The sequence below is a fragment of the Edwardsiella hoshinae NBRC 105699 = ATCC 33379 genome (assembly GCF_000474215.1).
Classification (GTDB): domain Bacteria; phylum Pseudomonadota; class Gammaproteobacteria; order Enterobacterales; family Enterobacteriaceae; genus Edwardsiella; species Edwardsiella hoshinae.
This window is the reverse complement of the sequence record NZ_BAUC01000025.1, coordinates 21,055-43,732: the sequence shown is the minus strand read 5'-3', so window position 1 is coordinate 43,732 and position 22,678 is coordinate 21,055. Positions and strand designations below refer to the sequence as shown.

Sequence of the window (22,678 nt, the reverse complement as noted above, 5' to 3'; positions counted from 1 at the left end):
GGGGAGAAGTGTTGTGGCGGTTTTAAAGCAATTGTTCTACCATGAGCGAAAGAATAGGCTTGAGGAAGAAGTATTAGTATGAGCCAGCCTGCATTTATCATTACCATCGATACAGAGGGGGATAATCTGTGGCAGAACCACGATCGGATCGCGACAGAGAATGCCCGCTATTTACCCCGTTTTCAGCAGCTATGCGAAAAATATGGGTTTAAGCCAGTCTATTTGACCAATTATGAAATGGCTAGCGATCCTGTCTATGTTGCCTTCGCCCGCGATGTTATCGCGAGAGGTTGCGGCGAAGTCGGTATGCATTTACATGCCTGGAATAGCCCGCCGGAAATTCCACTTACCGATAACGATTGGGCAAATAAACCCTATCTAATTGAATATCCTAACGATGTGATACGGCAGAAAGTCGACTATATGACCCGTTTATTGGAGGAGACCTTCCAAACGAAGATGGTAAGTCATCGAGCGGGACGTTGGGCGATGAATGCATTCTATCTGCAATTATTGTTGGAGTATGGTTATCAGGTGGATTGTTCGGTTACGCCACGCGTCGACTGGCGTGGCGCCAAAGGAGCTCCACAAGGAAATGGCGGGAGTGATTACCGGAACTATCCCGATAAAGCGTATTTCGTTGATACCCTTGACTTGGGGAGAGAGGGAGGTGCTCCATTGCTGGAGGTGCCGATGAGTACGCGTCTGAAGCATTCACCATTCTTTAATCAATTACGCGCTGCTTATGATCGTCTGCGTGGCAAGCTGCGTCCACCTTCAGTGGAATGGGTGCGCCCGCGCGGCGGTAATCTACCAGAAATGCAGCGCGTGGTCGATTACCACCTATCTAAAGGTAATGATTATATTGAGTTTATGCTGCACTCATCGGAGTTTATGCCAGGGGGGAGCCCAACCTTCCGTAATGAGCAGGATATAGAGCAACTGTATCGTGATCTGGAGATGTTGTTTGCCTGGTTAGCTCCGCGTGTGCAAGGCATGACGTTAGCCGAGTATTATCAGATGAAATGTGCGCAGCGAGTGGCGGCATAGTCATATTGAGACAGTAAGATAATCCTGTATGACAAGGGAGGCGAGAGCCTCCCTTTAATCATGATACGGTTTTAGGGGGTGCCGAGCATGGTCGTTTCTTGTGCTAACGCACCTAGGCGTTGACACAGGGCGTCGGCCAATGCTGCAAAGTCTCTACTGGCGGCGGCGTGCTCGCGAGCGCCTTCACTGAGACGCTGATAGACCTCAGGATGATGGTAGAGATATTCAATACTGTCGGCGAGCTGTTGGGGCGACAGTATTTGTGGTGGGGTCAAGCAGTCGTGTAGCGGATCGTACACTAATGGGGCAAAGTTTATTGAGGCGCCGCAGAGGTCGGCATACTGCTGAACTGAAAGAGTGGGTGTCAGACAGAGCCCAGTATGCTGGTGGCGTACTGTCTCAGGTAATCCATCGATATTGCTGGTGATGGTAGGGATTCCATAAGTACCCGCCTCCAGTGCCGTTAATGATGCGGTTTCATGCATGGATGGGCAGAGATAGAGATCGAGTTGCTTATAAAAAATATCCATATTGCTGACAAAACCCATTAGGGTAGTATTTTTTTCAACCTTGAGGGTTGCACGTAGGCGAGCGAGGTAGTCGGCTTCCTTACCGACGCCTGCAATATAGCAGTGGTGCGGAATGGCACGTCGCTGTAGCTCTTGGGATGTCAAAAGGAGCAGACCAAGGCATTTGAGCGGTACCAAGCGCCCGGCGCTGCCGAAGATGATGGGTTGCCCTACCGTGCGTATGGGTTTGGTGGCATGGCTCAAGGGCAACTGGCGTGGGGCATTGAATTCGATATCGATCGGTTGGCTGACGTGGTGCTTAAGCTCTAGCATGCGCTTACAGGCATGGGAAACCGCTAGGCAGTGAGTGACTTGGGCAAAGAAACGCGTTGGGAGCGAAGGTGTATGCTGATACCAGGACATACCGTGTTCATAATAGACGACTGGACAGGAGGCGAGATAGCGTGCGGTGTATGCGCTGGAAAGATGCCACTCGGTAAACTGATTCCAGATCAAGATGACGTCGGGATGGCTTTGATGAATAATATGCAGGCGGTTCCACGCGCGGAAAAACTTAGGACGGTTAGGCAGGTTGAAGCGGCCATAGCGTTTGATGGGGCGCAGATGAACCTGAGGTAAACCCTGTAATCGAGGGCGTAGTGCTGCGGCAATATCTTGGTGTTCCATGACCAGCGTGTGTTGCATGTGAGGATAAGCTTGAGTGGCATAGCGCAGAAAATCGCAAAACATGGTTTCAACGCCGCCGACATTGCGTAGATCGATCAGATGAACGATATGGTAGGCCATGCTGGAGTTATTATTCATATAATAAATATTTTTATAAAAATGGTGTGCGACTATAAATCATAGTATAAGACGAAGCACATATATGTTTATGTACTGTTTATCAGATTATTTCCTTATTTCAGCGTGCGTTTTCCCCTCGGTGTCAGCCCGAAGGGGAAAGGTTATTTCGCTAATGTCGCTTGATAGAAAGCGACCATCTCTTTCATCATATGATCAAATGTCATATATGTCTGTGCATGCTCATAAGCATTTTCGCGTAGGCTTGCGCGTAAGTGGGGTTCTTCGAGCAGGCGCTGAATCGCGTTGGCTAATGCCCGGCTATCATGTGCCGGACAGAGGAGACCGGTTTGCTCATGGTCGATCATTTCCGGTAAGCCGCCAGTGGTAGTGGCGACAATATTTTTCTTCATTAGGAAGGCCTGAGAGACTAAACGCGTCTGGGCCTCCGTCGCGACGGAAGCAATCACGACAATATCGGCGAGAGCTAGGTAATTTTCGATGTCATTGTGGTAGCCGAGAAAACGGATCTGTTTTCCCAAGTAGGGCTGGGCTAGATTAAGAACGTGCTGCTTAAACTCAGCCGTTTGGTTGGTCGACTCTCCTACCTGGATACAGGTGAGTGGTAAGCCTTGATCCAGTAATTGCTTGCAGGCCTCAATGTAATAATTTTGCCCTTTATCCGGGCGGATCATCCCAATGTTGGCGACGACGATGCTGTCTGTAGTGATCCCCAGTTTTGCTCGTAGCGTCGCTGTATCATGATGCGGAGAGAAACGAACTGGATCGACACCCGCGGGAGCGACCAGCGTCTTACCTTGGTTTGGTATCCCGAGTGTTTCCAGCATATCCTGGATCTTTTTGGCTGTCGTGATGATGCCGTGGTTGCCATGCTTCCAGACCAGGCCATGGAGTCCGTTGATCTTTATCGGATCGGTCACATGGCGCGAGCGGATGACTTTTACTCCGGTCAATACTTTGACCAACGCGCCATAGACCGCATCACGGCTACCATGACAATCCAAGAGTGCGATCTGTTGTGCACGGATAAATTTCAGTAGTGGGGCGAGCGTCTGAGGATGTAGCGATCCGCGTACTCGAATGGCGAAGGTCGGCAGGTTTTTCTCCTGAGCCTTGGCGAGGATTGCCGAGCCCGGCCGAGCGATAATCCAGGTCGGGTAGCCATGTCGATTGAGCCATTCCGTCTGCTCGACGATGCGTAGCTCTTGACCTCCCCAATCCATCGACGTCTCAAAGTGAGCGATATTCATGTTCAGTTCTCTGGCTTCCTAGTACTAATGATAGTGCGATGCAGATTAAATAGGTAATAGTAACTTCTCGACTAAAAAATAAAACATCACTCAGGCCATAACCAATAAGGCTAAGCGTACTTAGTAATAACAATGGATTTTTTTGTATTAGGCTAGTCAGTAAGAGAGATAAATAAACTGTTATTAGTAATAGGGTTCCCCATACTCCTTGTAGTGAGAGGGTTTCGATGACTTCATTGTGGAGATGTACTTTAAGGAATTGCATGATAAATGGACTAAATTCTTTATGCTCGACCGCATTCAGTGTTAATGCATAACGACTTTCAGCTGATTGGCCTAGAGGATGATGTTTAAATACGTAGATTCCAGCCTGCCACATCGCGAAGCGAGCACTTAATGAACCGGTAGCGGTAGCGACATTATAATTTTCAGTTTCCTGAATCGCTGTAACCATTCGCGGCTTAATGAAAGGTTTATAGCTTAATGTGATGATTATTATAAGGCTACCAACGATTACAGTTATAATCTTCCAGTTTACTCGATTGTGTAATACCCAGATACTAGTCACTAACGCTAATAGTAGATATACTAAGATAGCTGCTCGCGTTTGTGTCAATAGGATGGTGACTATTGATGCACATAGGTTTAAAATGACTAATAATATCCCACCCTGTTTATTAATATACTCTAAACATAAATAAAGGCTGATAAGAAAAATCGGTGTAATAATATATGCGGTAGCTGTTGCTCGATTAGTTGATAGTTCAACTCGAGGCATGTTGAGCACTTCGTATTGATAAAGAGCATAACCGAATACAGCAATAGGTAATATTTTTATTAGAAGGTTAATGTAATTATTTCGTAGCAATAGCCTTATATTTTCACGCAATAAAATCACCGTATAAATAATCATTGAACCAACGATTAGTCTTTTCCCCGTGCCTTCATAACATTCATAAATATCGTTTAGCTGATCACTATGCTGATGATTATAAATAGCCCAGACAATTCTGGAAATGCCAAACACTAATAAACAACATGGGATGATACAATCTATTGTTTTGATTTTACAATGTTTATTTTTTAATAGCTGAGAAATTATATATGTGATGCATAAATAGCTACATAGATAGAAAACATCTCTTGTCCATGGACTTGAAAACGAAGCAAGAGTAAATGCTATCAATAGCATCATGCTAATAATAGTATGGAAATTAAATTGTCGAATTACCATGCTCGTGATCTCGTCTTTAATGATAGATACATTTTTTTTCTACTAAATCTTACCTGAGGGCAAAGTAGATATTTGATAAGATTTATTTTTCTTAGCCTATTTTTTATATGCGGTGGTAGTATTGCTATTCTTTTTCTAGAGATGAGGTCTGATATTGCTTTTACGATCAAAGCATCAAATAGATGTTGTTGAATTGGCCTTTCGAGGAAAAAATACTCAATTTTATCCATAGCATCAAACATTAGTAGTGATTTCTCACCCTTTTTATCATCTGAAAGACTATTTTCTCTTTTTCTGAGTTGATAGCAAATAGTATTAGAATATACTATTTTATTAGCATTATGGATAGCATAAGCAACAGTTACCATATCTTCATAGCATGTAAGATCAGGAAACATATCCAAGTTTAATAAAGAATGTTTAATAAATTTCCCTGAAATATGGCCATCAATCATTTTATGATCTAGAAATAAATTCTTGGCGGAATTTTTATCCAATATTTTTTCTTTGTCTGTAATGACTATTTTTTGTAATTGTAGTTTACCTCTGACCTCCTCCAAGGGAGTAATCAGCAGATCGCAATGACATGATTTAAGTTTTGAGATAACCCATGCTAAAGAATTATTTTTAAATGCATCATCACTATCTAGGATGGTAATATAATCTCCTGTACAGTGTGTAAAAGCAAACTTTCTTACTTTACCAACATTATGAAAATCAACCGAGAAGACTTTCTTGGTGAAATTTTTCGCTGGGAAATGGTTAATGATTTCTAACGAGTTATCGCTTGAACCATCATTAACGATAATCGCCTCAACGCATGCGGGATGACAGTTTTTCTCTAGTGCCTGCTCGAGACTTTGCAAACAGGTCAATATATAGTCTGCTGAGTTATGAACGGCGATAATGATGGATAGTATCGGGTTAGCTATCATATTTTTCTCAATTGATGTTGATTTGTTGACTCACGCGCACAGCGGTTAAATCCTGTAAGCGCCCGCTGGGCGAGATAAGCGATACTTGCCCCATCCCATAGCCCCCAATAAGCCCCGGATCGGTAGGGCCATATAGGGTAATGTTAGGCCGATCTAGCGCGGCGGCGAGATGGCTGAGGCCGGTATCGACGGAAATCACCTGACTGGCACCTGCCAGTACGCTGGCCACCTCGGCCAGTGTCATTTTAGGCAGGACATCGACATGCGTAAATCCTGCGGACAGGCGGAGGGCGCGTTGACGTTCATGCTCCGCTCCCCATGGTAATTTAACGCGTTGCGAGGTATGGCTGCCGACCCAGGCGATCAGTTCTCGCCAGTGCGCCTCTGGCCAATGTTTTTCGTCGCGGGTGGTGGCGTGCAGAAAAACCATATACTGTCCGGCATCGAGAGGTCGTTGCTGAGTAAAGTGCTGGGCAATGGCATAGTCACCATGTTGTGATGGCAATGAATAACCCAGGCTCTGCGCCACTAACTGACGGGTGCGTTCGACGGCATGCTGCTGACGAGAGACGGCGTGACGACGGTCATAAAACAGGCTAGCCAGCGGTTCACGGACACTGGCACGATCGAAGCCGTGTTTAATTCCGTACGCTTGCCGAGTGACCAGCAGCGCGCTTTTCAGTAACCCTTGGGCATCAATAACCGCATCGTAGTGCATCTGATGTAGTTGTTGCTTAAATTGTCGCCACTCGTGACGGGTCTGTGCGCTGAATAGCGCTTTGCGCCAACGCCGGATGGCAACCGGGATGACGCGATCGACCGCGACATGCCAGCTGGGAATTTGGGCAAACCCCTCTTCCACCACCCAGTCGACGCGTAGACCAGGGATCGCCCGTTGAGCGTCGGTCAATGCTGGCAGGGTATGAATGACATCTCCCATTGAGGAGGTTTTTACCATCAGGATGCGCACTGAACTTCCCCGTTGTTTGTCTGCGCGCTGGCGCGCAGCAAAGCGTGCAGCGTTTGCTCGACGCGATCCGGCGTGATATCGATCAGACTTTGGTGGTAGCCGGTGTCTCCCTTCCCGCGCCGCACCTTATGGTAGCCGGAGATCAGCCGGATCACCTGGGCATGTTGGTTCAGCGGTGGTGTGAAATCTGGGCTGCTGGGCCCATAGAGCGCTACTAGTGGTTTATCGAGGGCGGCGGCAATATGCATTAAACCAGAGTCATTACTGACGACGGCTTGGCAGGCGGCGATCAGCGCTACGGCTTGCTCCAGCGTAGTATGTCCTGCCAGATTCAGACAGTATTCTCGACTTTCCTCATCCAGGGCTTGGCGAATTTCTTCACCCGCAGCGTGATCCTTGGCAGAGCCAAACAGGGCTATCTGATAGCCCTGGGTGATAAGGCGTTGCGCCAGGACGGCATAGTGATAGTGAGGCCAACGTTTTGCCGGCCCAAACTCGGCTCCGGGACAAAAACCGATCACTGGGCGATGATCCGTCAGGTTAAAGGCGGCGGCGGTTTCGGCTATCTCCTCGTCCCGTACCTGAAGGGCGGGGTAGCGCAAAGGCTGAGGCAGATCGGTGGCGCGCCGTACGCGCGCGGCCGGATAGGCCAGCGCGACATAACGCTCGACCATGCGCGGGAAGGCCGATTTATCCAGCGGACGCAGATCGTTCAAGAGGCCATAGCGCATCTCGCCCTTCCAACCGATGCGCAATGGAATGCGGGCGAAGAAAGGGATCAATGCCGACTTGAAGGAGTTGGGCAGCACATAGGCGCGATCATATTCTCGCTCACGCAGTTGGCGCCCCAGGCGGTAGCGCTCACCGAGTCCTAGGCTGCCGTGCCCCAATGGCATGGCGATCGCGTCATGCACTTCAGGCATGCGTTCAAGAAGCGGACGACACCAGTTGGGTGCCATCACATCGATTTCTGCCTCAGGGTATTCCGCCTTCAGGGTGCGGTACAGACTCTGTGACATCATCATGTCACCGACCCAAGACGGTCCGATCACCAGTATTTTCATACTGTTAGAAATTCCTTACTCTATTAGGGCTTACGGTTTAGCCATTCCATGTATTCACGCACACCCTGGGCGACGGTTTTAAACGGTCGAGTATAACCGGCCGCGCGCAATTGCGTCGTATCAGCCTGAGTAAAGGCCTGATAACGCCCCTTCAGTTTATCTGGGAAGGGGATATAGGTCACTTGGCCCTTCTGGTGGAAATCGACGACGGCATCGGCTACCGCTTGGAAAGATTCGGCATTGCCGGTACCACAGTTGAAGATCCCTGATACCGAATTCTCCCAGAACCACAGATTGACGTCTGCGACGTCGCCGACGTAGATGAAGTCGCGGCGGAAATGCTCACTGCCTTCGAACAGTTTCGGTGCTTCACCATTATTGATCTGAGTATTCAGATGGAAAGCAACGCTCGCCATGCTGCCCTTGTGACCCTCACGCGGTCCATAAACGTTGAAATAGCGAAAGCCACAGATCTGTGATTCGGCGTGAGGCAGGATACGGCGCACATATTGGTCGAAGAGAAACTTAGAATAGCCGTAGACATTCAGCGGGCCCTCGTAGCGGCGATCTTCAACGAACTTATTGGTCATGCCGTAGGTTGCCGCGGATGAGGCATACAGGAAGGGGATTTGGCGCTCCAGGCAGTAATGCAGCAGTTCTTTCGAGTATTGATAGTTATTGTCCATCACATACTTGCCATCCCACTCGGTGGTGGAGGAGCAGGCGCCCTCATGGAATACCGCCTCAATATCACCAAAGTCATCGCCCGCGACGATTCCGGCAATGAAATCCTCTTTGTCCATATAGTCGGTGATATCCAGGTCGACCAAGTTAACAAATTTGGTGCCATCCTTGAGGTTATCCACCACCAGAATATCGGTATAGCCTTTATCGTTCAATGCCTTAACGATGTTGCTGCCGATCATGCCGGCGCCGCCAGTGACAATAATCATGAGGTTTACCTTTCAATGAGCTAACGAGAGCGCGCGAAGCGCCGATAGATGGCGCCATCATAGCATTTCATGGCCCGGCAATCAGCGCTGAGGGCGCGCTTGTTAAGCAAAAAGCGTGTGAAGAGGTGGAGTAAGTCTACGGCATTGGAATCACTTTGTGACCTATTCTCGCTTGCCTCGTCACGTGACGTGATAGATGCTGCATCTTTACCATTATAGAAGTTACAAACTCGTTTCAATACTGTTTCAGCAGTAAGATGCTTCTATGAACGCGGAATTTAGCCTATCGAACTCAGGAGATACCCCATGTCGGCGGATTTTTACCAGCAACTCACACAGCAGCTTGAGATGACGCGAGCTGACGGGCTGTACAAGAACGAGCGTATCATTACTTCTGCCCAGCAGGCGGAGATCGCCGTGGCCGATGGCAGTCATGTCTTAAACTTCTGTGCCAACAACTATCTAGGGCTCGCGAATCACCCGGCGCTGATCGCCGCGGCCAAGGCTGGCATGGACAGTCATGGTTTCGGCATGGCGTCGGTACGCTTTATTTGCGGTACGCAGGACAGTCATAAGGCGTTGGAGCAACACATCGCCGCCTTTTTGGGAATGGAGGACGCCATCCTCTATTCTTCTTGCTTCGACGCTAACGGAGGTCTGTTCGAGACGTTGTTGGGGCCGGAGGATGCCATTATCTCTGATGCGTTGAATCACGCCTCCATTATCGACGGCGTGCGTCTGTGTAAGGCCCGGCGTTATCGCTACGCCAACAACGATATGGACCAATTAAAATCATGTTTAGTGCAGGCGCGCGCTGAGGGGGCCCGACATATTCTGATCGCCACTGATGGGGTGTTCTCCATGGATGGGGTGATCGCCGATTTGAAGTCGATCTGTGATCTGGCGGATGAATATGATGCTCTGGTGATGGTGGATGACTCGCATGCGGTCGGTTTCGTCGGCGCGCACGGGCGAGGGACTCATGAATACTGCGGGGTGATGGATCGTGTCGATATTATCACCGGTACTCTAGGCAAAGCGCTGGGTGGTGCCTCCGGTGGTTACACTGCTGCGCGGAAAGAAGTCGTTGAATGGCTGCGTCAACGTTCACGCCCCTATCTGTTCTCTAACTCATTGGCGCCCTCGATCGTTGCCGCTTCCATAACGGTGTTGGAGCTTCTGGCGCAAGGAGATGATCTGCGTGCGCGGTTGTGGGATAACGCCCGGCTATTTCGCGAAAAGATGACGGCCGCCGGTTTTACCTTAGCGGGTGCCGATCATGCCATTATTCCGGTGATGCTGGGGGACGCTAAGTTGGCGCAGCGTTTCGCCGATCTGCTATTACAAGAAGGGATTTATGTGACGGGGTTCTTCTATCCGGTGGTACCGCAGGGGCAGGCGCGTATCCGTACCCAAATGTCGGCGGCGCATACGCCAGCACAGATCGAGCAGGCCGTAGACGCCTTTATTCGTGTCGGTAAACAGCTTGGTGTGATCGCCTAAGGAGGCATGATGAAAGCCTTATCCAAATTATATGCGGAAGAAGGTCTCTGGATGACCGATGTCCCATTGCCGCAATTGGGGCACAACGACATCATGATCAAGATCCGTAAGACGGCGATCTGCGGTACCGATGTACACATCTATAACTGGGATACCTGGTCGCAGAAGACGATTCCGGTGCCGATGGTGGTCGGCCATGAGTATGTTGGCGAGGTGGTCGCTGTCGGCCAAGAGGTTAGCGGGTTCCGCATCGGTGATCGTGTCTCCGGTGAGGGACATATTACTTGCGGGCACTGTCGCAACTGTCGTGCCGGACGCACCCATTTGTGCCGTAACACCATCGGCGTTGGTGTTAATCGTCAGGGGGCATTCGCCGAGTATCTGGTGATCCCCGCCTTCAACGCTTTTAAGATCCCAGACAATATCTCCGATGAGCTAGCGGCGATCTTCGATCCCTTCGGCAATGCGGTGCATACGGCCCTCTCCTTTGATCTGGTTGGCGAGGATGTTTTGGTTTCCGGTGCGGGGCCGATCGGTATCATGGCAGCGGCGGTGTGCCGTCATGTCGGGGCGCGTCACGTGGTGATCACTGACGTGAACGATTACCGTTTGGAGCTGGCACGCAAGATGGGGGTAACGCGAGCGGTAAACGTCAGTCGCGAATCTTTAGCGGAGGTCATGCAAGCCTTGGGGATGACGGAGGGCTTCGATGTTGGGTTGGAGATGTCTGGCGCTCCGGCCGCTTTCCGCACCATGTTGGAGACCATGAACCATGGCGGTAAGATCGCCATGTTGGGTATCCCTCCGGGTGATATGGCCATCGATTGGAATCAAGTGATTTTTAAAGGATTGGTGATCAAAGGGATCTATGGCCGGGAGATGTTTGAAACCTGGTACAAGATGGCAGCATTGCTGCAATCTGGTCTCGATCTGACCCCGATCATTACTCATCGTTACGCGATCGACGATTTTCAGCAGGGCTTTGCCGCGATGCGCTCGGGTCACTCTGGCAAGGTGATCCTTGACTGGGTATAAGTCTCGCGATACCCCTCTTTAATAGGATGACGCCCACTGGCTGCGGAGCGCGGCGGTGGGTTACTCCCCTTGCAGTAGCGTGTGTAAAAGTCGATCGATGGCGCGATAGCTTAGGGCTTCGGCCAGATGGTGTTGGGCGATGTTCTCCATGCTTTCCATATCGGCGAGCGTGCGGGCGACTTTCAGTAGACGGTGCCAGGCGCGCACCGACAGGCCGAGACGGGTCAGAGCCTGTTCCAGGAAGTATGCATCGTGCGTACTTAGGCGGCAAACACGATCACGCTCTACCCCCTCCAAATGTGCATTCAGCCGGCCGCTACGGGCGTATTGCCGTGCCCGGACGGCGGTGACGCGTTGGCGCAGTGTGGCACTGTCTTCGCCGTTCGCGTGTTGGCTGGCCAATATGCCTGCGGGTAATAGCGGCACTTCGATAGAGAGATCGAAGCGGTCAAGCAGCGGCCCGGAAAGGCGGGAGAGGTAGCGCAGAACTTGACCTGGTGTGGCTCGGCTCCCTGCGCCAGCCCCGTGTCCAGCGCTGCTGGGATTCATCGCCGCCACCAACTGCACACGGGCGGGAAAGCTGACTTTGATGCGGGCACGGGAAAGGTGAACGATGCCGGACTCCAACGGCTCGCGCAAGGCATCCAAGGTGCGTCGATCGAACTCGGGTAACTCATCGAGGAACAGGACACCGTGATGAGCTAAGGAGATCTCGCCTGGGCGCGGCAATGAGCCGCCGCCGATCAGTGCCGCCATCGAAGCGCTATGGTGTGGTGCGCGAAACGGACGCACGCCATAGCGTGTCTGCTCCGAACCTGGATAGGCCAAGCTACTGATTGTTGCCTGCGCCAACGCCTCATCGGGAGTCATCGGCGGCAGGATCCCCGGTAGACGACAGGCCAGCATGGTTTTCCCGGTACCCGGAGGCCCAAGGAGTAGCAGGTTATGCCCGCCTGCGGCAGCGATCTCCAGGGCGCGTCTGGCTTGCGCCTGGCCGATGATATCGGCCATATCCCCCAGAGACGCATAGTCATTGCTGGGTTGGCGGGGCGGCGGTCTGTCCAAGACAGCCTGTTCGCGCAGGAAGGCGCAAACGGCGAGTAGGGAAGGGGCGATAGGGGGGCGTGGTGCGGCCAGCAATCCAAGCTCGTCGGCGTTGCCACAGGGGGCGATTAACGTCCGGCCCGCCTGTATGGCGCTGATTGCCGCCGGTAGAATGCCCGGTACTGAGCGGAGCTCACCGGAGAGGGCGAGCTCCCCCATAAACTCATAGTGATGTATGGTGCGTACGCTGGAGAGCTGCCCCGCAGCGAGCAGTAGAGCCAATGCCATCGGTAGATCATAACGTCCACCCTCCTTAGGGAGATCGGCGGGAGCCAGATTGAGAGTGATACGTTTGGCGGGAAACTGGAATCCGCTGTTCAGGATGGCGCAGCGTACGCGATCTTTTGCCTCGCGTACCGCCGTTTCAGGTAGACCAACCAGGGTAAAACCCGGTAATCCATTGCCGATATGTGCTTCGATCCTGACTTCGGGAGCTTGTATGCCGAGGGCGGCACGGGTGTATACACTGGCCAGTGTCATGATGATCCTCCTTATCATCACCATCATGGCGTAAAGTGCAGGTGTCGCGCGTAACTATCAAACGAGGCTGTGTAGCGTTACGCAAGAAAGTTGCGCATATGTAACGCCATTTCACAATTCAACACTAAAAATAACTCATTGCCGATTTACGCGGCACGCCCGCCTCGCCAACGTTAACGAAAACAATGCAACAAGCCGGCATCAGGAAAACAATAAAGACCATGAGCCATGGAGCGTGGTGTGACAGCAATGGAGATATCACCTCTCTATCCTACTGAAAGGAAACTTATCATGTTCGGTGCTTCCATCGCAGGTGGAGAAAAATTCAGCGCACAGTTAATTTGTAACATATTGATAAATAAATGTTTTTATCGATATTGCGCCAGGGGTGGTGCAATTGGTGTACAAAAAAAGGTTGTCAGCGCGCGAACTTCTATGATAACTCTTTAAGCACTGAGCAACGAAACAACAGATTTCACTATTTATGAGCCTACTCGTCCAAGTGATTAGCCTAGTCGTGATTAGCGTGGTGGTGATTATTATCCCACCGTGCGGGGCTGCACTTGGACGAATAAAGGCTTAATAATCAAGCCTGAGTCAGAAAAGAGCCCCCGCACCATCCGGTTCGGGGGCTCTTTTTTTTCGCTGCGACCGGCCGGGCAGGGAAGTCAGTAATCAGAATAAAATTCTGTATTTTAGGGCGATGTCGGAGAGTTAATCATGAATGGAGCGCAGTGGGTAGTACAAGCGTTACGTGCTCAAGGGGTGAGTCAGGTATTCGGCTATCCAGGCGGCGCTATTATGCCGTTATACGATGCGTTGTATGACGGCGGTGTGGCGCACCTACTGTGTCGGCATGAGCAGGGCGCTGTGATGGCGGCGATCGGCTATGCCCGCGCCAGTGGTCGTGTTGGCGTTTGCATTGCGACCTCTGGACCGGGAGCGACTAACCTGATCACTGGCTTGGCCGATGCTATGATGGATTCGGTTCCGTTGGTGGCGATTACCGGTCAGGTTGCTTCCGGTTTGATCGGGACCGATGCGTTTCAGGAAATGGACGTGCTGGGATTATCGTTGGCGTGTACCAAACATAGCTTTATGGTGACATCGCTGGCCGAGTTGCCGGCGATCATGGATCAGGCGTTTGCCATTGCTACCCAAGGGCGTCCCGGCCCAGTGTTGATCGACATTCCCAAGGATATTCAATTGGCGCAGGGCGAACCCTCCGCCTCATTGCGTAGCGTTGACGTCGCCGCACATGACTGCCCGGCGGCAGACTTAGCCCGAGCCCGGGCGCTGTTGGCTACCGCTCAGCGTCCAGTGTTATATGTTGGTGGCGGTGTTGGCATCGCCGGTGCGGTGCCAGCATTGCGGGAGTTGGTCGCGTGCAGCGGCTTGCCGGTGGCGGCAACGCTGAAGGGGCTGGGGGCGGCAGACGATGCACATCCTGGCTATCTGGGGATGCTGGGCATGCACGGGAGTAAGGCGGCCAATTTGGCGGTACAGCAGAGCGATCTGTTATTGGTCGTCGGTGCCCGCTTCGACGATCGTGTCACCGGGCGTCTGAATGCTTTTGCGCCGCAGGCGCGGGTGATCCATCTGGATATCGATCCGGCGGAGCTGAATAAGTTGCGTCAGGCGCATGTGACCCTATGCGGCGAGTTGACTCATCTGTTGCCAGCATTGACGATGCCGCTGTCCATCGCTCCTTGGCAGCAACACATCGCCCAGTTAAAAGCACAACACGCCTGGCGTTACGATCACCCGGGCGAAGCCCTCTATGCTCCCCTGTTTCTACGCCAGCTCTCTGAACGCAAGCCGGCGCGGGCGGTGGTTACCACCGATGTAGGGCAACACCAGATGTGGAGCGCCCAACATATGCGTTTTGCCCAGCCCCACGATTTCATCACCTCTAGTGGGCTCGGCACCATGGGATTCGGTATTCCGGCAGCGGTTGGCGCGCAGATGGCGCGTCCTGACGATTGCGTGATCTGCATCTCTGGTGATGGTTCGTTCATGATGAATGTGCAGGAGCTGGGTACCATCAAGCGGGCGCGCCTGCCGCTGAAGATCGTCTTGCTGGACAACCAGCGGCTGGGAATGGTGCGCCAGTGGCAGCAACTGTTCTTTGATGCTCGCTACAGCGAAACCGATCTCTCCGATAATCCTGATTTTCTTACCCTGGCGCAGGCATTCGGTATTCCCGGGCAGCGTATCAGCCACAAGGCGCAGGTCGCGGATGCCTTGGAGGCTTTGTTTACCACGCCGGGCCCCTACCTGTTACAGGTCGCCATCGACGAATTCGAAAATGTCTGGCCGCTGGTGCCGCCGGGCGCTGGCAATGAATCCATGCTGGAGAGCGTATCATGATGCAGAATCCCTCATCCCAACACTACCTGGCGATCCAGGCTCGTCGCCGTCCGGAGATCTTAGAGCGCGTGCTGCGTGTGGTACGTCACCGCGGTTTTGAGATCTGTGCCATGCATATGGCGCAAGACGGTGAATGCGACAGTGTCAACATCGAGCTGACCGTCGCCAGCGCCCGTCCCGTCAGTCTGCTGTCGTCTCAGTTGAGCAAACTGCTGGATGTGGCCCAGGTTGAGGTTCGTGCCCTCGCTCCCCGACCCATGATGCCCTGTCGTCAGGCGTTAGGCTGAATTGTCCTCGTTATCTCATTAGGCGCAGGTCGCCACAAGGAATAGCACAATGACCACCAAGAAAGCGGATTACATCTGGTTCAACGGCGAGATGGTGCCCTGGGGTGAGGCCCGGGTTCACGTGATGTCTCATGCGCTGCATTACGGTACCTCGGTCTTTGAGGGGGTGCGCTGTTATGACACTCATCGCGGCCCGGCCATCTTCCGCCACCGGGAACATATGCAGCGCTTGCATGACTCGGCGCGTATCTATCGCATGCCGCTTGCCTACAGCGTCGATGCGTTGATGGCTGCTTGCCGGGAGACCGTACGCCGCAATCAACTGACCAGCGCTTATATCCGTCCGTTGGTGTTCATCGGTGATGTCGGCATGGGGGTGAATCCGCCAGCGGGTTACCAGACCGATGTCATCATCGCCGCTTTCCCTTGGGGCGCTTATCTGGGCGAAGCCGCGTTGGATCAGGGTATCGATGCCATGGTTTCCTCTTGGCACCGAGCAGCACCGAATACCATCCCGACCGCCGCCAAGGCTGGCGGTAACTATCTCTCTTCGCTATTGGTCGGCTCGGAGGCGCGTCGTCATGGTTATCAAGAGGGGATTGCACTGGATGTCCACGGTTACGTGTCTGAAGGCGCGGGTGAGAATCTGTTTATAGTCAAAAACGGGGTGATCTTGACTCCACCGTTTACGTCGGCCGCCTTACCGGGGATCACCCGTGACGCCATCATCACCCTGGCGAAAGAATTGGGACTGGAGGTTCGGGAACAGGTGCTATCGCGCGAGGCGCTGTACCTGGCCGATGAGATCTTCATGTCGGGAACGGCGGCTGAGATCACTCCGGTACGTAGCGTTGACGGCATCCAGGTCGGGATTGGGCGTTGCGGCCCGATCACCAAGCGGGTACAGCAGGCCTTCTTCGGCTTGTTTAACGGTCAGACCGACGATCGTTTCGGTTGGTTGGATGTAGTAAATCCCTAAGCTCGGCACGATGCCGGGCCAGATAGACTGGTAGGGTGCCGGCGTCGTCCGCGCCCATGGATTGACCTCTGCCCGCCGGATGCGGGCGACACTGGGAGTGAATTGTACATGGCTAAGTATCGTTCCGCCACGACCACCCATGGCCGTAATATGGCGGGTGCCCGCGCGCTGTGGCGCGCAACCGGAATGACTGACGAGGATTTCGGTAAACCGATTATCGCGGTGGTGAACTCGTTCACTCAGTTTGTGCCAGGTCATGTACACCTGCGCGATCTGGGGCGGCTGGTGGCCGCGCAGATCGCAGCCGCCGGCGGTGTGGCCAAGGAGTTTAATACTATCGCGGTGGATGATGGCATCGCCATGGGGCATGGCGGCATGCTCTATTCACTCCCCTCACGCGAGTTGATCGCCGACTCGGTGGAGTACATGGTTAACGCCCATTGTGCAGACGCTATGGTCTGTATCTCTAACTGCGACAAGATCACGCCGGGTATGATGATGGCGGCGTTGCGTCTGAATATACCGGTGATCTTCGTTTCTGGCGGGCCGATGGAGGCGGGCAAGACGCGTCTCTCCGATCAACTGATCAAGTTAGATCTGGTCGATGCCATGATCCAGGGAGCTAACCCGCAGGTGAGTGATGAAGAGAGCGCGCAGATTGAACGTGCCGCATGCCCGACGTGTGGCTCTTGCTCTGGGATGTTCACTGCCAACTCGATGAACTGTTTGATGGAGGCTTTGGGGTTGGCATTGCCAGGCAATGGTTCGCTGTTGGCAACCCATGCCGATCGCCGGGCATTGTTCGAGGAGGCCGGGCGACGCATCGTCGAACTGACACAGCGTTATTACGAGCAAGATGACGCCTCGGTGTTGCCACGTAACATCGCCAATAAGGCAGCCTTCGAGAACGCTATGACACTGGATATTGCCATGGGCGGCTCAACCAATACCGTGTTGCATCTGCTGGCAGCGGCCCAAGAAGCCGAGGTCGACTTCACCCTGGCCGACATCGATCGCCTATCGCGCCAGGTACCACACCTGTGCAAGGTGGCGCCGAGTACTCAGCGTTATCACATGGAAGATGTCCATCGTGCCGGCGGGGTCATGGGGATCTTGGGGGAGTTGGAGCGTGCGGGGCTCTTGAATCGCGGCGTCGTCAATGTGTTAGGGCTGGATCTGGTCGAGACGTTGGCGCGTTATGACATCATGCGCAGCGACGATGAAGCGGTACAACGTCTTTATCGTGCCGGGCCTGCCGGATTGCGGACGACCGAACCCTTCGCGCAGTCATGCCGTTGGGAGACGTTAGATCGTGATCGTCAGGCCGGATGTATTCGGACACGTGAGTTCGCCTATAGCCAAGATGGCGGCCTGGCGATCTTAGCGGGTAATTTAGCCGTGGACGGTTGCATCGTTAAAACCGCTGGGGTCGACGATGATAGCCTGATCTTTCGTGGCCCCGCGCGGGTCTTCGAGAGCCAGGAGGCGGCGGTTGAAGCAATCTTGACAGGCCAGATCCAGGCGGGCGACGTAGTGGTGATCCGCTATGAGGGCCCGAAGGGGGGACCGGGGATGCAGGAGATGCTTTACCCTACCTCTTATCTGAAGTCGATGGGATTAGGCAAACAGTGTGCGTTGATCACCGACGGTCGTTTCTCCGGTGGTACTTCGGGGCTGTCCATCGGCCATGTCTCTCCAGAAGCGGCCAGCGGCGGCGCCATCGGCTTAGTCTGCGACGGTGATCCGATTGAGATTGATATTCCGGCGCGCCATATCCGTTTGGCGATCCCCGAAAGCGAACTGGCGCAGCGACGTCAGCAGGAGTTGGCGCGTGGAGACCGGGCCTGGACGCCGCGGAGCCGTCAGCGGCCCGTATCCCTGGCCTTACGAGCGTATGCCAGCCTGGCGACCAGTGCCGACCGCGGTGCGGTACGCGACAGAAGCAAACTGGGAGGGGACCGATGAGCGAGACACAACCGCTTTCCGCGGCACCGGATGGCGCTGAATACCTCCGTGCGGTACTGCGCGCACCGGTATATGAGGTGGTACAGGTGACGCCGTTGCAGGTGATGGAGAAACTCTCTGCCCGCCTAGACAACCATATCCTGGTAAAACGCGAAGATCGCCAGCCAGTACATAGTTTTAAGTTACGTGGTGCTTACGCGATGATCGCCGGGTTGAGTGCGGCACAGCGCGAGCGTGGGGTGATCACCGCTTCGGCGGGTAATCATGCTCAGGGGGTGGCGCTGTCGGCCGCCAAATTGGGGATGGCGGCCACCATCGTCATGCCGCGCGCGACGGCGGATATTAAGGTCGAGGCGGTGCGAGGCTTCGGTGGCCGGGTATTGCTGCACGGTGCCAATTTCGATGAGGCCAAGGCCCATGCCTTGCGGTTAGCGCAGGAAAGCGGACTGACCTTTATTCCTCCTTTCGACCATCCAGCGGTGATTGCCGGTCAGGGTACGCTGGCATTGGAGCTGCTACAGCAGAATGCTCATCTCGATCGTATCTTTGTGCCAGTGGGAGGCGGAGGCCTGGCTGCCGGGGTAGCAGTACTGATTAAACAACTGATGCCACAGGTGCAGGTGATCGGTGTGGAGGCTCGAGACTCCGCCTGCCTGTGTGCGGCGTTAAAGGCTGGCCGACCGGTTGAGTTGGATCGGGTTGGCCTGTTCGCTGAAGGGGTCGCGGTGAAGCGTATCGGGGATGAGACCTTTCGCCTATGTCAGCGCTATTTGGATGATGTGATCACGGTGGACAGCGACGCAATTTGTGCCGCCGTGAAGGATCTATTCGAGGATGTTCGTGCGGTGGCGGAGCCCTCCGGCGCGCTGGCGTTGGCAGGGTTGAAGCAGTATGTCCAGCGTCACGCGATCCGCGGCGAGCATCTGGCTCATGTGCTTTCTGGCGCTAATCTGAACTTCCACGGCCTACGTTATGTCTCCGAGCGTTGTGAGTTAGGCGAGCAGCGTGAGGCGCTGTTGGCGGTGACCATCCCCGAGCGTAAGGGTAGTTTCCTGGCCTTCTGCCAGTTATTGGGCGGGCGTTCGGTGACCGAATTTAACTACCGTTACGCCGACGCCGATCAAGCTTGCATCTTCGTCGGGGTGCGCTTGACCAACGGCCAACGCGAGCGTGAGGAGATCGTGACCTCACTGCGCGGCGGTGGTTACCAGGTGGTGGATCTCTCCGATGATGAGATGGCCAAGCTGCATGTGCGCTATATGGTCGGCGGTCGGCCGGGTAAGCCTTTACAGGAACGGCTCTACAGCTTCGAGTTCCCCGAGGCGCCAGGCGCGCTGCTCAAGTTTCTCCAAACCCTAGGAACTGACTGGAACATCTCGCTGTTTCACTATCGTAGCCACGGTACCGACTTCGGCCGAGTATTGGCGGCCTTCGAGCGCCCGGACAGTGATGCCAACTTCGAGGCACGTCTCAAGGAGCTGGGTTATGAGTGCCATGATGAGAGCGCTAATCCAGCCTTTCGCTTTTTCTTGCAAGGGTAGACGGTGTTACGCCACGGGGCGTCGTGATGCAGGAGGCGGCCGTGTCGGCCAGCAGTGACCAGAAAGCGGCGATCGGTGGTTCGCGTAGGCGTTTGTGTTGCACACAGACGCCGAGCTCGAAGGGATCGATGGCGACGCTATTATCCAGCGTGATGATGCGCGCCCGTATGCTCTCCGGGCTGTTATCGATCACCACGTCGGGTAGCAGAGCGATGCCGCAGCCTAAGGCTACCATTGAGACGATGGCCTCATGACCAGCCACTGTCGCGTAGATGCGTGGGGTGTGGATACGTCGGCGCCGGAACCATTGGTCGATGCGCTGTCGCGCCGGACCATGTTGCGGCAGGATGAAGGGAATCTGCGCCCAGTCCGGTCGGGCGCATTGTGCCTGGCGGCGTACTGGGCATGGCAGCGCCGGCATGATGAGACGTAGCGGGATTTCGCCGATGGGGAAGAAGGCCACGCTATTGGGAAGTGTCTGTGGTCGCCCGGCGATAGCCAGATCCGCCGCGCCGCCTTGTACCTTATCGACGGCGTCGGCGGCATCACCGGTGGTCAGGCGGATATCGACCTGCGGGTGATGGGCGCGAAAGCGGTCGAGGATCGGTGGGAGATGGCTGTAGGCGGCGGTGACCGAGCAGAATAGGTGCAGCTCACCGTTTAGCGCCAGGCCCTGGCTGTCGAGGCCACTGCGCAGTTGGCGGTAATGCAATAGGGTCTGGCGGGCGAAGTCTTGCAGTTGCTCGCCGGCCGCGGTCAGGCGTACATTACGGTTATCGCGCAATAACAGCGGTTGTCCCAGCTCCTCCTCCAGGCGCTGTATCTGGCGTGACAGTGTCGAGGGGCTGACGTGCATTGCCGCGGCGGTACGGGCGAAGTGGCGGCTATCGGCCAGTTGCAGAAACAGTTTGAGATCGCGGATATCCATACTCGTCCTCGGCGATTTCATTGCAAAAAACGCAATAACATCTTCTCAATATATCAATTTAAGCAACGTTCGTCCTGGCCTATGATGAGATATCGCCGTCGGGCAAGTGGCGGACGGTTCGAAACATCACAATCAGGGCGCGCGCGGCGCATCGCCGGACGCACGCGCCATCACCGAACAGGATGGAGTGCCGCATGACGAACTATTTTAATACACTGAATCTGCGTCAACAGCTGGCGCAACTGGGTAAGTGTCGCTTCATGGCGCGGGAGGAGTTTGCCGATGGTGTCGCGGCGCTACGCGGCAAGAAAGTGGTGATCGTCGGCTGCGGCGCCCAAGGGTTAAACCAAGGGCTGAACATGCGCGATTCAGGTCTGGATGTCGCCTATGCCTTGCGTAATCAGGCGATCGCCGAGCGGCGCGATTCTTATCGCCGCGCCTGCGAACATGGTTTTACGGTCGGCGACTATCAGACGTTGATCCCGCAGGCTGATTTAGTGATTAACCTGACTCCGGATAAGCAGCACTCCGCCGTGGTGCGGGCGGTGCAACCGCTGATGAAGCAGGGGGCAGCGCTGGGGTATTCGCACGGTTTCAACATCGTTGAGGTGGGAGAACAGATCCGCCCAGACATCACCGTAGTGATGGTCGCGCCCAAGTGTCCCGGCACTGAGGTGCGCGAGGAGTATAAGCGTGGTTTTGGGGTTCCGACTCTGATTGCGGTGCATCCGGAGAACGATCCGCGCGGCGAAGGGATGGCGATCGCTAAGGCGTGGGCAGTGGCGACCGGGGGGGATCGCGCCGGGGTGTTGGAGTCCTCATTCGTGGCGGAGGTAAAGTCTGATCTGATGGGCGAACAGACCATCCTGTGCGGCATGCTGCAAACCGGTTCGCTGTTGTGCTATGAGCGCCTGGTAGCGGACGGGGCCGATGCGGCCTGGGCCGGCAAGCTTATCCAGTTTGGCTGGGAAACCATTACCGAGGCCCTGAAGCAGGGGGGGATTACTCTGATGATGGATCGCCTCTCTAATCCGGCGAAACTGCGCGCCTATGCGCTGGCCGAACAACTCAAGGCGCTGATGGCGCCGCTGTTTGCCAAGCATATGGATGATATCCTTTCCGGTGAGTTTTCCCGCGGCATGATGGCCGACTGGGCTGAAGAGGACGCTCAGTTACTGGCCTGGCGGGCACAAACCGGCAAGAGCGCCTTCGAGAACGCGCCGCCGTTCAGCGGCAAGATTGACGAGCAGAGCTACTTCGATCAAGGGCTGTTGCTGGTGGCGATGGTCAAGGCGGGCGTTGAACTGGCTTTTGAAACTATGGTGGCCTCCGGTATCGTCGCCGAGTCGGCTTATTATGAGTCGCTGCATGAGCTGCCGCTGATCGCCAACACGATCGCCCGTAAACGGTTGTATGAGATGAACGTAGTGATTTCCGATACCGCCGAGTATGGTAACTACCTGTTCGCCAACGCGGCGGTTCCGTTGTTGCGCCAACATGTCATGGCGACGCTACAGGCCGGTGATCTGGGCCAGGCGTTACCGAACGGTGCGGTGGATAACGCCACGCTGCGCGACATCAACCAGGCCATCCGCCAGCATCCCATCGAGATTGTCGGAGAGCGTCTGCGCGGTTATATGACGGCGATGAAGCGCATTGCCGTGGCGGGATGAGCTCCGCTGGACGTCTGTCGTGC

General features: G+C 54.3%; 19 protein-coding genes. 10 read left to right on the top strand and 9 right to left on the bottom strand.

Annotated elements, in window-relative coordinates; genetic code table 11:
* Positions 1-78: 78 nt before the first annotated feature.
* The gene (locus EHO01S_RS12090) at positions 79-1,050 is read left to right on the top strand and encodes a polysaccharide deacetylase family protein (protein ID WP_024524196.1); all 972 of its coding nucleotides are present in this window, start codon (positions 79-81) and stop codon (positions 1,048-1,050) included.
* A gap of 71 nt (positions 1,051-1,121) precedes the next feature.
* On the opposite strand, the gene EHO01S_RS12085 is transcribed toward EHO01S_RS12090, so the two are convergent.
* The 7 genes from EHO01S_RS12085 to rfaD form a co-directional block, all read right to left on the bottom strand.
* Positions 1,122-2,384, bottom strand: coding sequence for a glycosyltransferase (locus EHO01S_RS12085; protein WP_051355218.1), 1,263 nt, complete (start codon positions 2,382-2,384; stop codon positions 1,122-1,124).
* A gap of 143 nt (positions 2,385-2,527) precedes the next feature.
* On the bottom strand, positions 2,528-3,634 hold the full coding sequence (locus EHO01S_RS12080) for a glycosyltransferase family 4 protein (RefSeq protein WP_024524194.1): 1,107 nt from the start codon (positions 3,632-3,634) through the stop codon (positions 2,528-2,530).
* The gene (locus tag EHO01S_RS18390) at positions 3,615-4,868 is read right to left on the bottom strand and encodes an O-antigen ligase family protein (RefSeq protein ID WP_071991022.1); all 1,254 of its coding nucleotides are present in this window, start codon (positions 4,866-4,868) and stop codon (positions 3,615-3,617) included. The genes EHO01S_RS12080 and EHO01S_RS18390 overlap by 20 nt, the downstream gene beginning before the upstream one ends.
* Positions 4,862-5,803, bottom strand: coding sequence for a glycosyltransferase family 2 protein (locus tag EHO01S_RS12075; RefSeq protein ID WP_024524193.1), 942 nt, complete (start codon positions 5,801-5,803; stop codon positions 4,862-4,864). The genes EHO01S_RS18390 and EHO01S_RS12075 overlap by 7 nt, the downstream gene beginning before the upstream one ends.
* 7 nt (positions 5,804-5,810) lie before the next feature.
* Entirely contained in the window at positions 5,811-6,773 is a 963-nt protein-coding gene (rfaC, locus tag EHO01S_RS12070; protein WP_024524192.1) for a lipopolysaccharide heptosyltransferase RfaC, read from the bottom strand.
* Complete coding sequence (gene rfaF / locus EHO01S_RS12065) at positions 6,761-7,837, bottom strand: ADP-heptose--LPS heptosyltransferase RfaF (protein ID WP_024524191.1); 1,077 nt, start codon at positions 7,835-7,837, stop codon at positions 6,761-6,763. The genes rfaC and rfaF overlap by 13 nt, the downstream gene beginning before the upstream one ends.
* A gap of 23 nt (positions 7,838-7,860) precedes the next feature.
* Positions 7,861-8,790 (bottom strand): ADP-glyceromanno-heptose 6-epimerase, encoded by a 930-nt coding sequence (gene rfaD / locus EHO01S_RS12060; protein WP_024524190.1) that lies wholly within the window; start codon positions 8,788-8,790, stop codon positions 7,861-7,863.
* Positions 8,791-9,096: 306 nt separating this feature from the next.
* Between rfaD and EHO01S_RS12055 the strand changes: the two genes are divergently transcribed.
* Both EHO01S_RS12055 and tdh read left to right on the top strand, forming a co-directional pair.
* On the top strand, positions 9,097-10,293 hold the full coding sequence (locus EHO01S_RS12055; protein ID WP_024524189.1) for a glycine C-acetyltransferase: 1,197 nt from the start codon (positions 9,097-9,099) through the stop codon (positions 10,291-10,293).
* A gap of 9 nt (positions 10,294-10,302) precedes the next feature.
* Positions 10,303-11,328, top strand: a complete 1,026-nt coding sequence (gene tdh, locus EHO01S_RS12050) for an L-threonine 3-dehydrogenase (RefSeq protein ID WP_024524188.1) — start codon at positions 10,303-10,305, stop codon at positions 11,326-11,328.
* 60 nt (positions 11,329-11,388) lie between these two features.
* On the opposite strand, the gene EHO01S_RS12045 is transcribed toward tdh, so the two are convergent.
* Entirely contained in the window at positions 11,389-12,912 is a 1,524-nt protein-coding gene (locus EHO01S_RS12045) for a YifB family Mg chelatase-like AAA ATPase (RefSeq protein ID WP_024524187.1), read from the bottom strand.
* A gap of 484 nt (positions 12,913-13,396) precedes the next feature.
* Here EHO01S_RS12045 and ilvL point away from each other — a divergent pair, with 484 nt between their 5' ends.
* The 6 genes from ilvL (at position 13,397) to ilvA (ending at position 20,054) form a co-directional block, all read left to right on the top strand.
* Entirely contained in the window at positions 13,397-13,495 is a 99-nt protein-coding gene (gene ilvL, locus EHO01S_RS18385) for an ilv operon leader peptide (protein WP_071526333.1), read from the top strand.
* 137 nt (positions 13,496-13,632) lie between these two features.
* Positions 13,633-15,282 (top strand): acetolactate synthase 2 catalytic subunit, encoded by a 1,650-nt coding sequence (gene ilvG / locus EHO01S_RS12040; protein ID WP_024524186.1) that lies wholly within the window; start codon positions 13,633-13,635, stop codon positions 15,280-15,282.
* Positions 15,279-15,569 carry an acetolactate synthase 2 small subunit gene (ilvM, locus tag EHO01S_RS12035; RefSeq protein ID WP_005290111.1) on the top strand — a complete coding sequence of 97 codons (291 nt, stop codon included), beginning with the start codon at positions 15,279-15,281 and terminating at the stop codon, positions 15,567-15,569. The genes ilvG and ilvM overlap by 4 nt, the downstream gene beginning before the upstream one ends.
* Positions 15,570-15,618: 49 nt before the next feature.
* Positions 15,619-16,548 carry a branched-chain amino acid transaminase gene (locus EHO01S_RS12030; protein WP_024524185.1) on the top strand — a complete coding sequence of 310 codons (930 nt, stop codon included), beginning with the start codon at positions 15,619-15,621 and terminating at the stop codon, positions 16,546-16,548.
* A gap of 108 nt (positions 16,549-16,656) precedes the next feature.
* Positions 16,657-18,513 carry a dihydroxy-acid dehydratase gene (ilvD, locus tag EHO01S_RS12025; RefSeq protein WP_024524184.1) on the top strand — a complete coding sequence of 619 codons (1,857 nt, stop codon included), beginning with the start codon at positions 16,657-16,659 and terminating at the stop codon, positions 18,511-18,513.
* Positions 18,510-20,054 carry a threonine ammonia-lyase, biosynthetic gene (ilvA, locus tag EHO01S_RS12020; protein WP_024524183.1) on the top strand — a complete coding sequence of 515 codons (1,545 nt, stop codon included), beginning with the start codon at positions 18,510-18,512 and terminating at the stop codon, positions 20,052-20,054. The genes ilvD and ilvA overlap by 4 nt, the downstream gene beginning before the upstream one ends.
* Here the strand turns inward: ilvA and ilvY are convergent.
* Positions 20,020-20,982 carry an HTH-type transcriptional activator IlvY gene (gene ilvY / locus EHO01S_RS12015; RefSeq protein ID WP_024524182.1) on the bottom strand — a complete coding sequence of 321 codons (963 nt, stop codon included), beginning with the start codon at positions 20,980-20,982 and terminating at the stop codon, positions 20,020-20,022. The genes ilvA and ilvY overlap by 35 nt on opposite strands.
* A 194-nt stretch (positions 20,983-21,176) precedes the next feature.
* Here ilvY and ilvC point away from each other — a divergent pair, with 194 nt between their 5' ends.
* On the top strand, positions 21,177-22,655 hold the full coding sequence (gene ilvC, locus EHO01S_RS12010) for a ketol-acid reductoisomerase (RefSeq protein ID WP_024524181.1): 1,479 nt from the start codon (positions 21,177-21,179) through the stop codon (positions 22,653-22,655).
* Positions 22,656-22,678 lie beyond the last annotated feature (23 nt).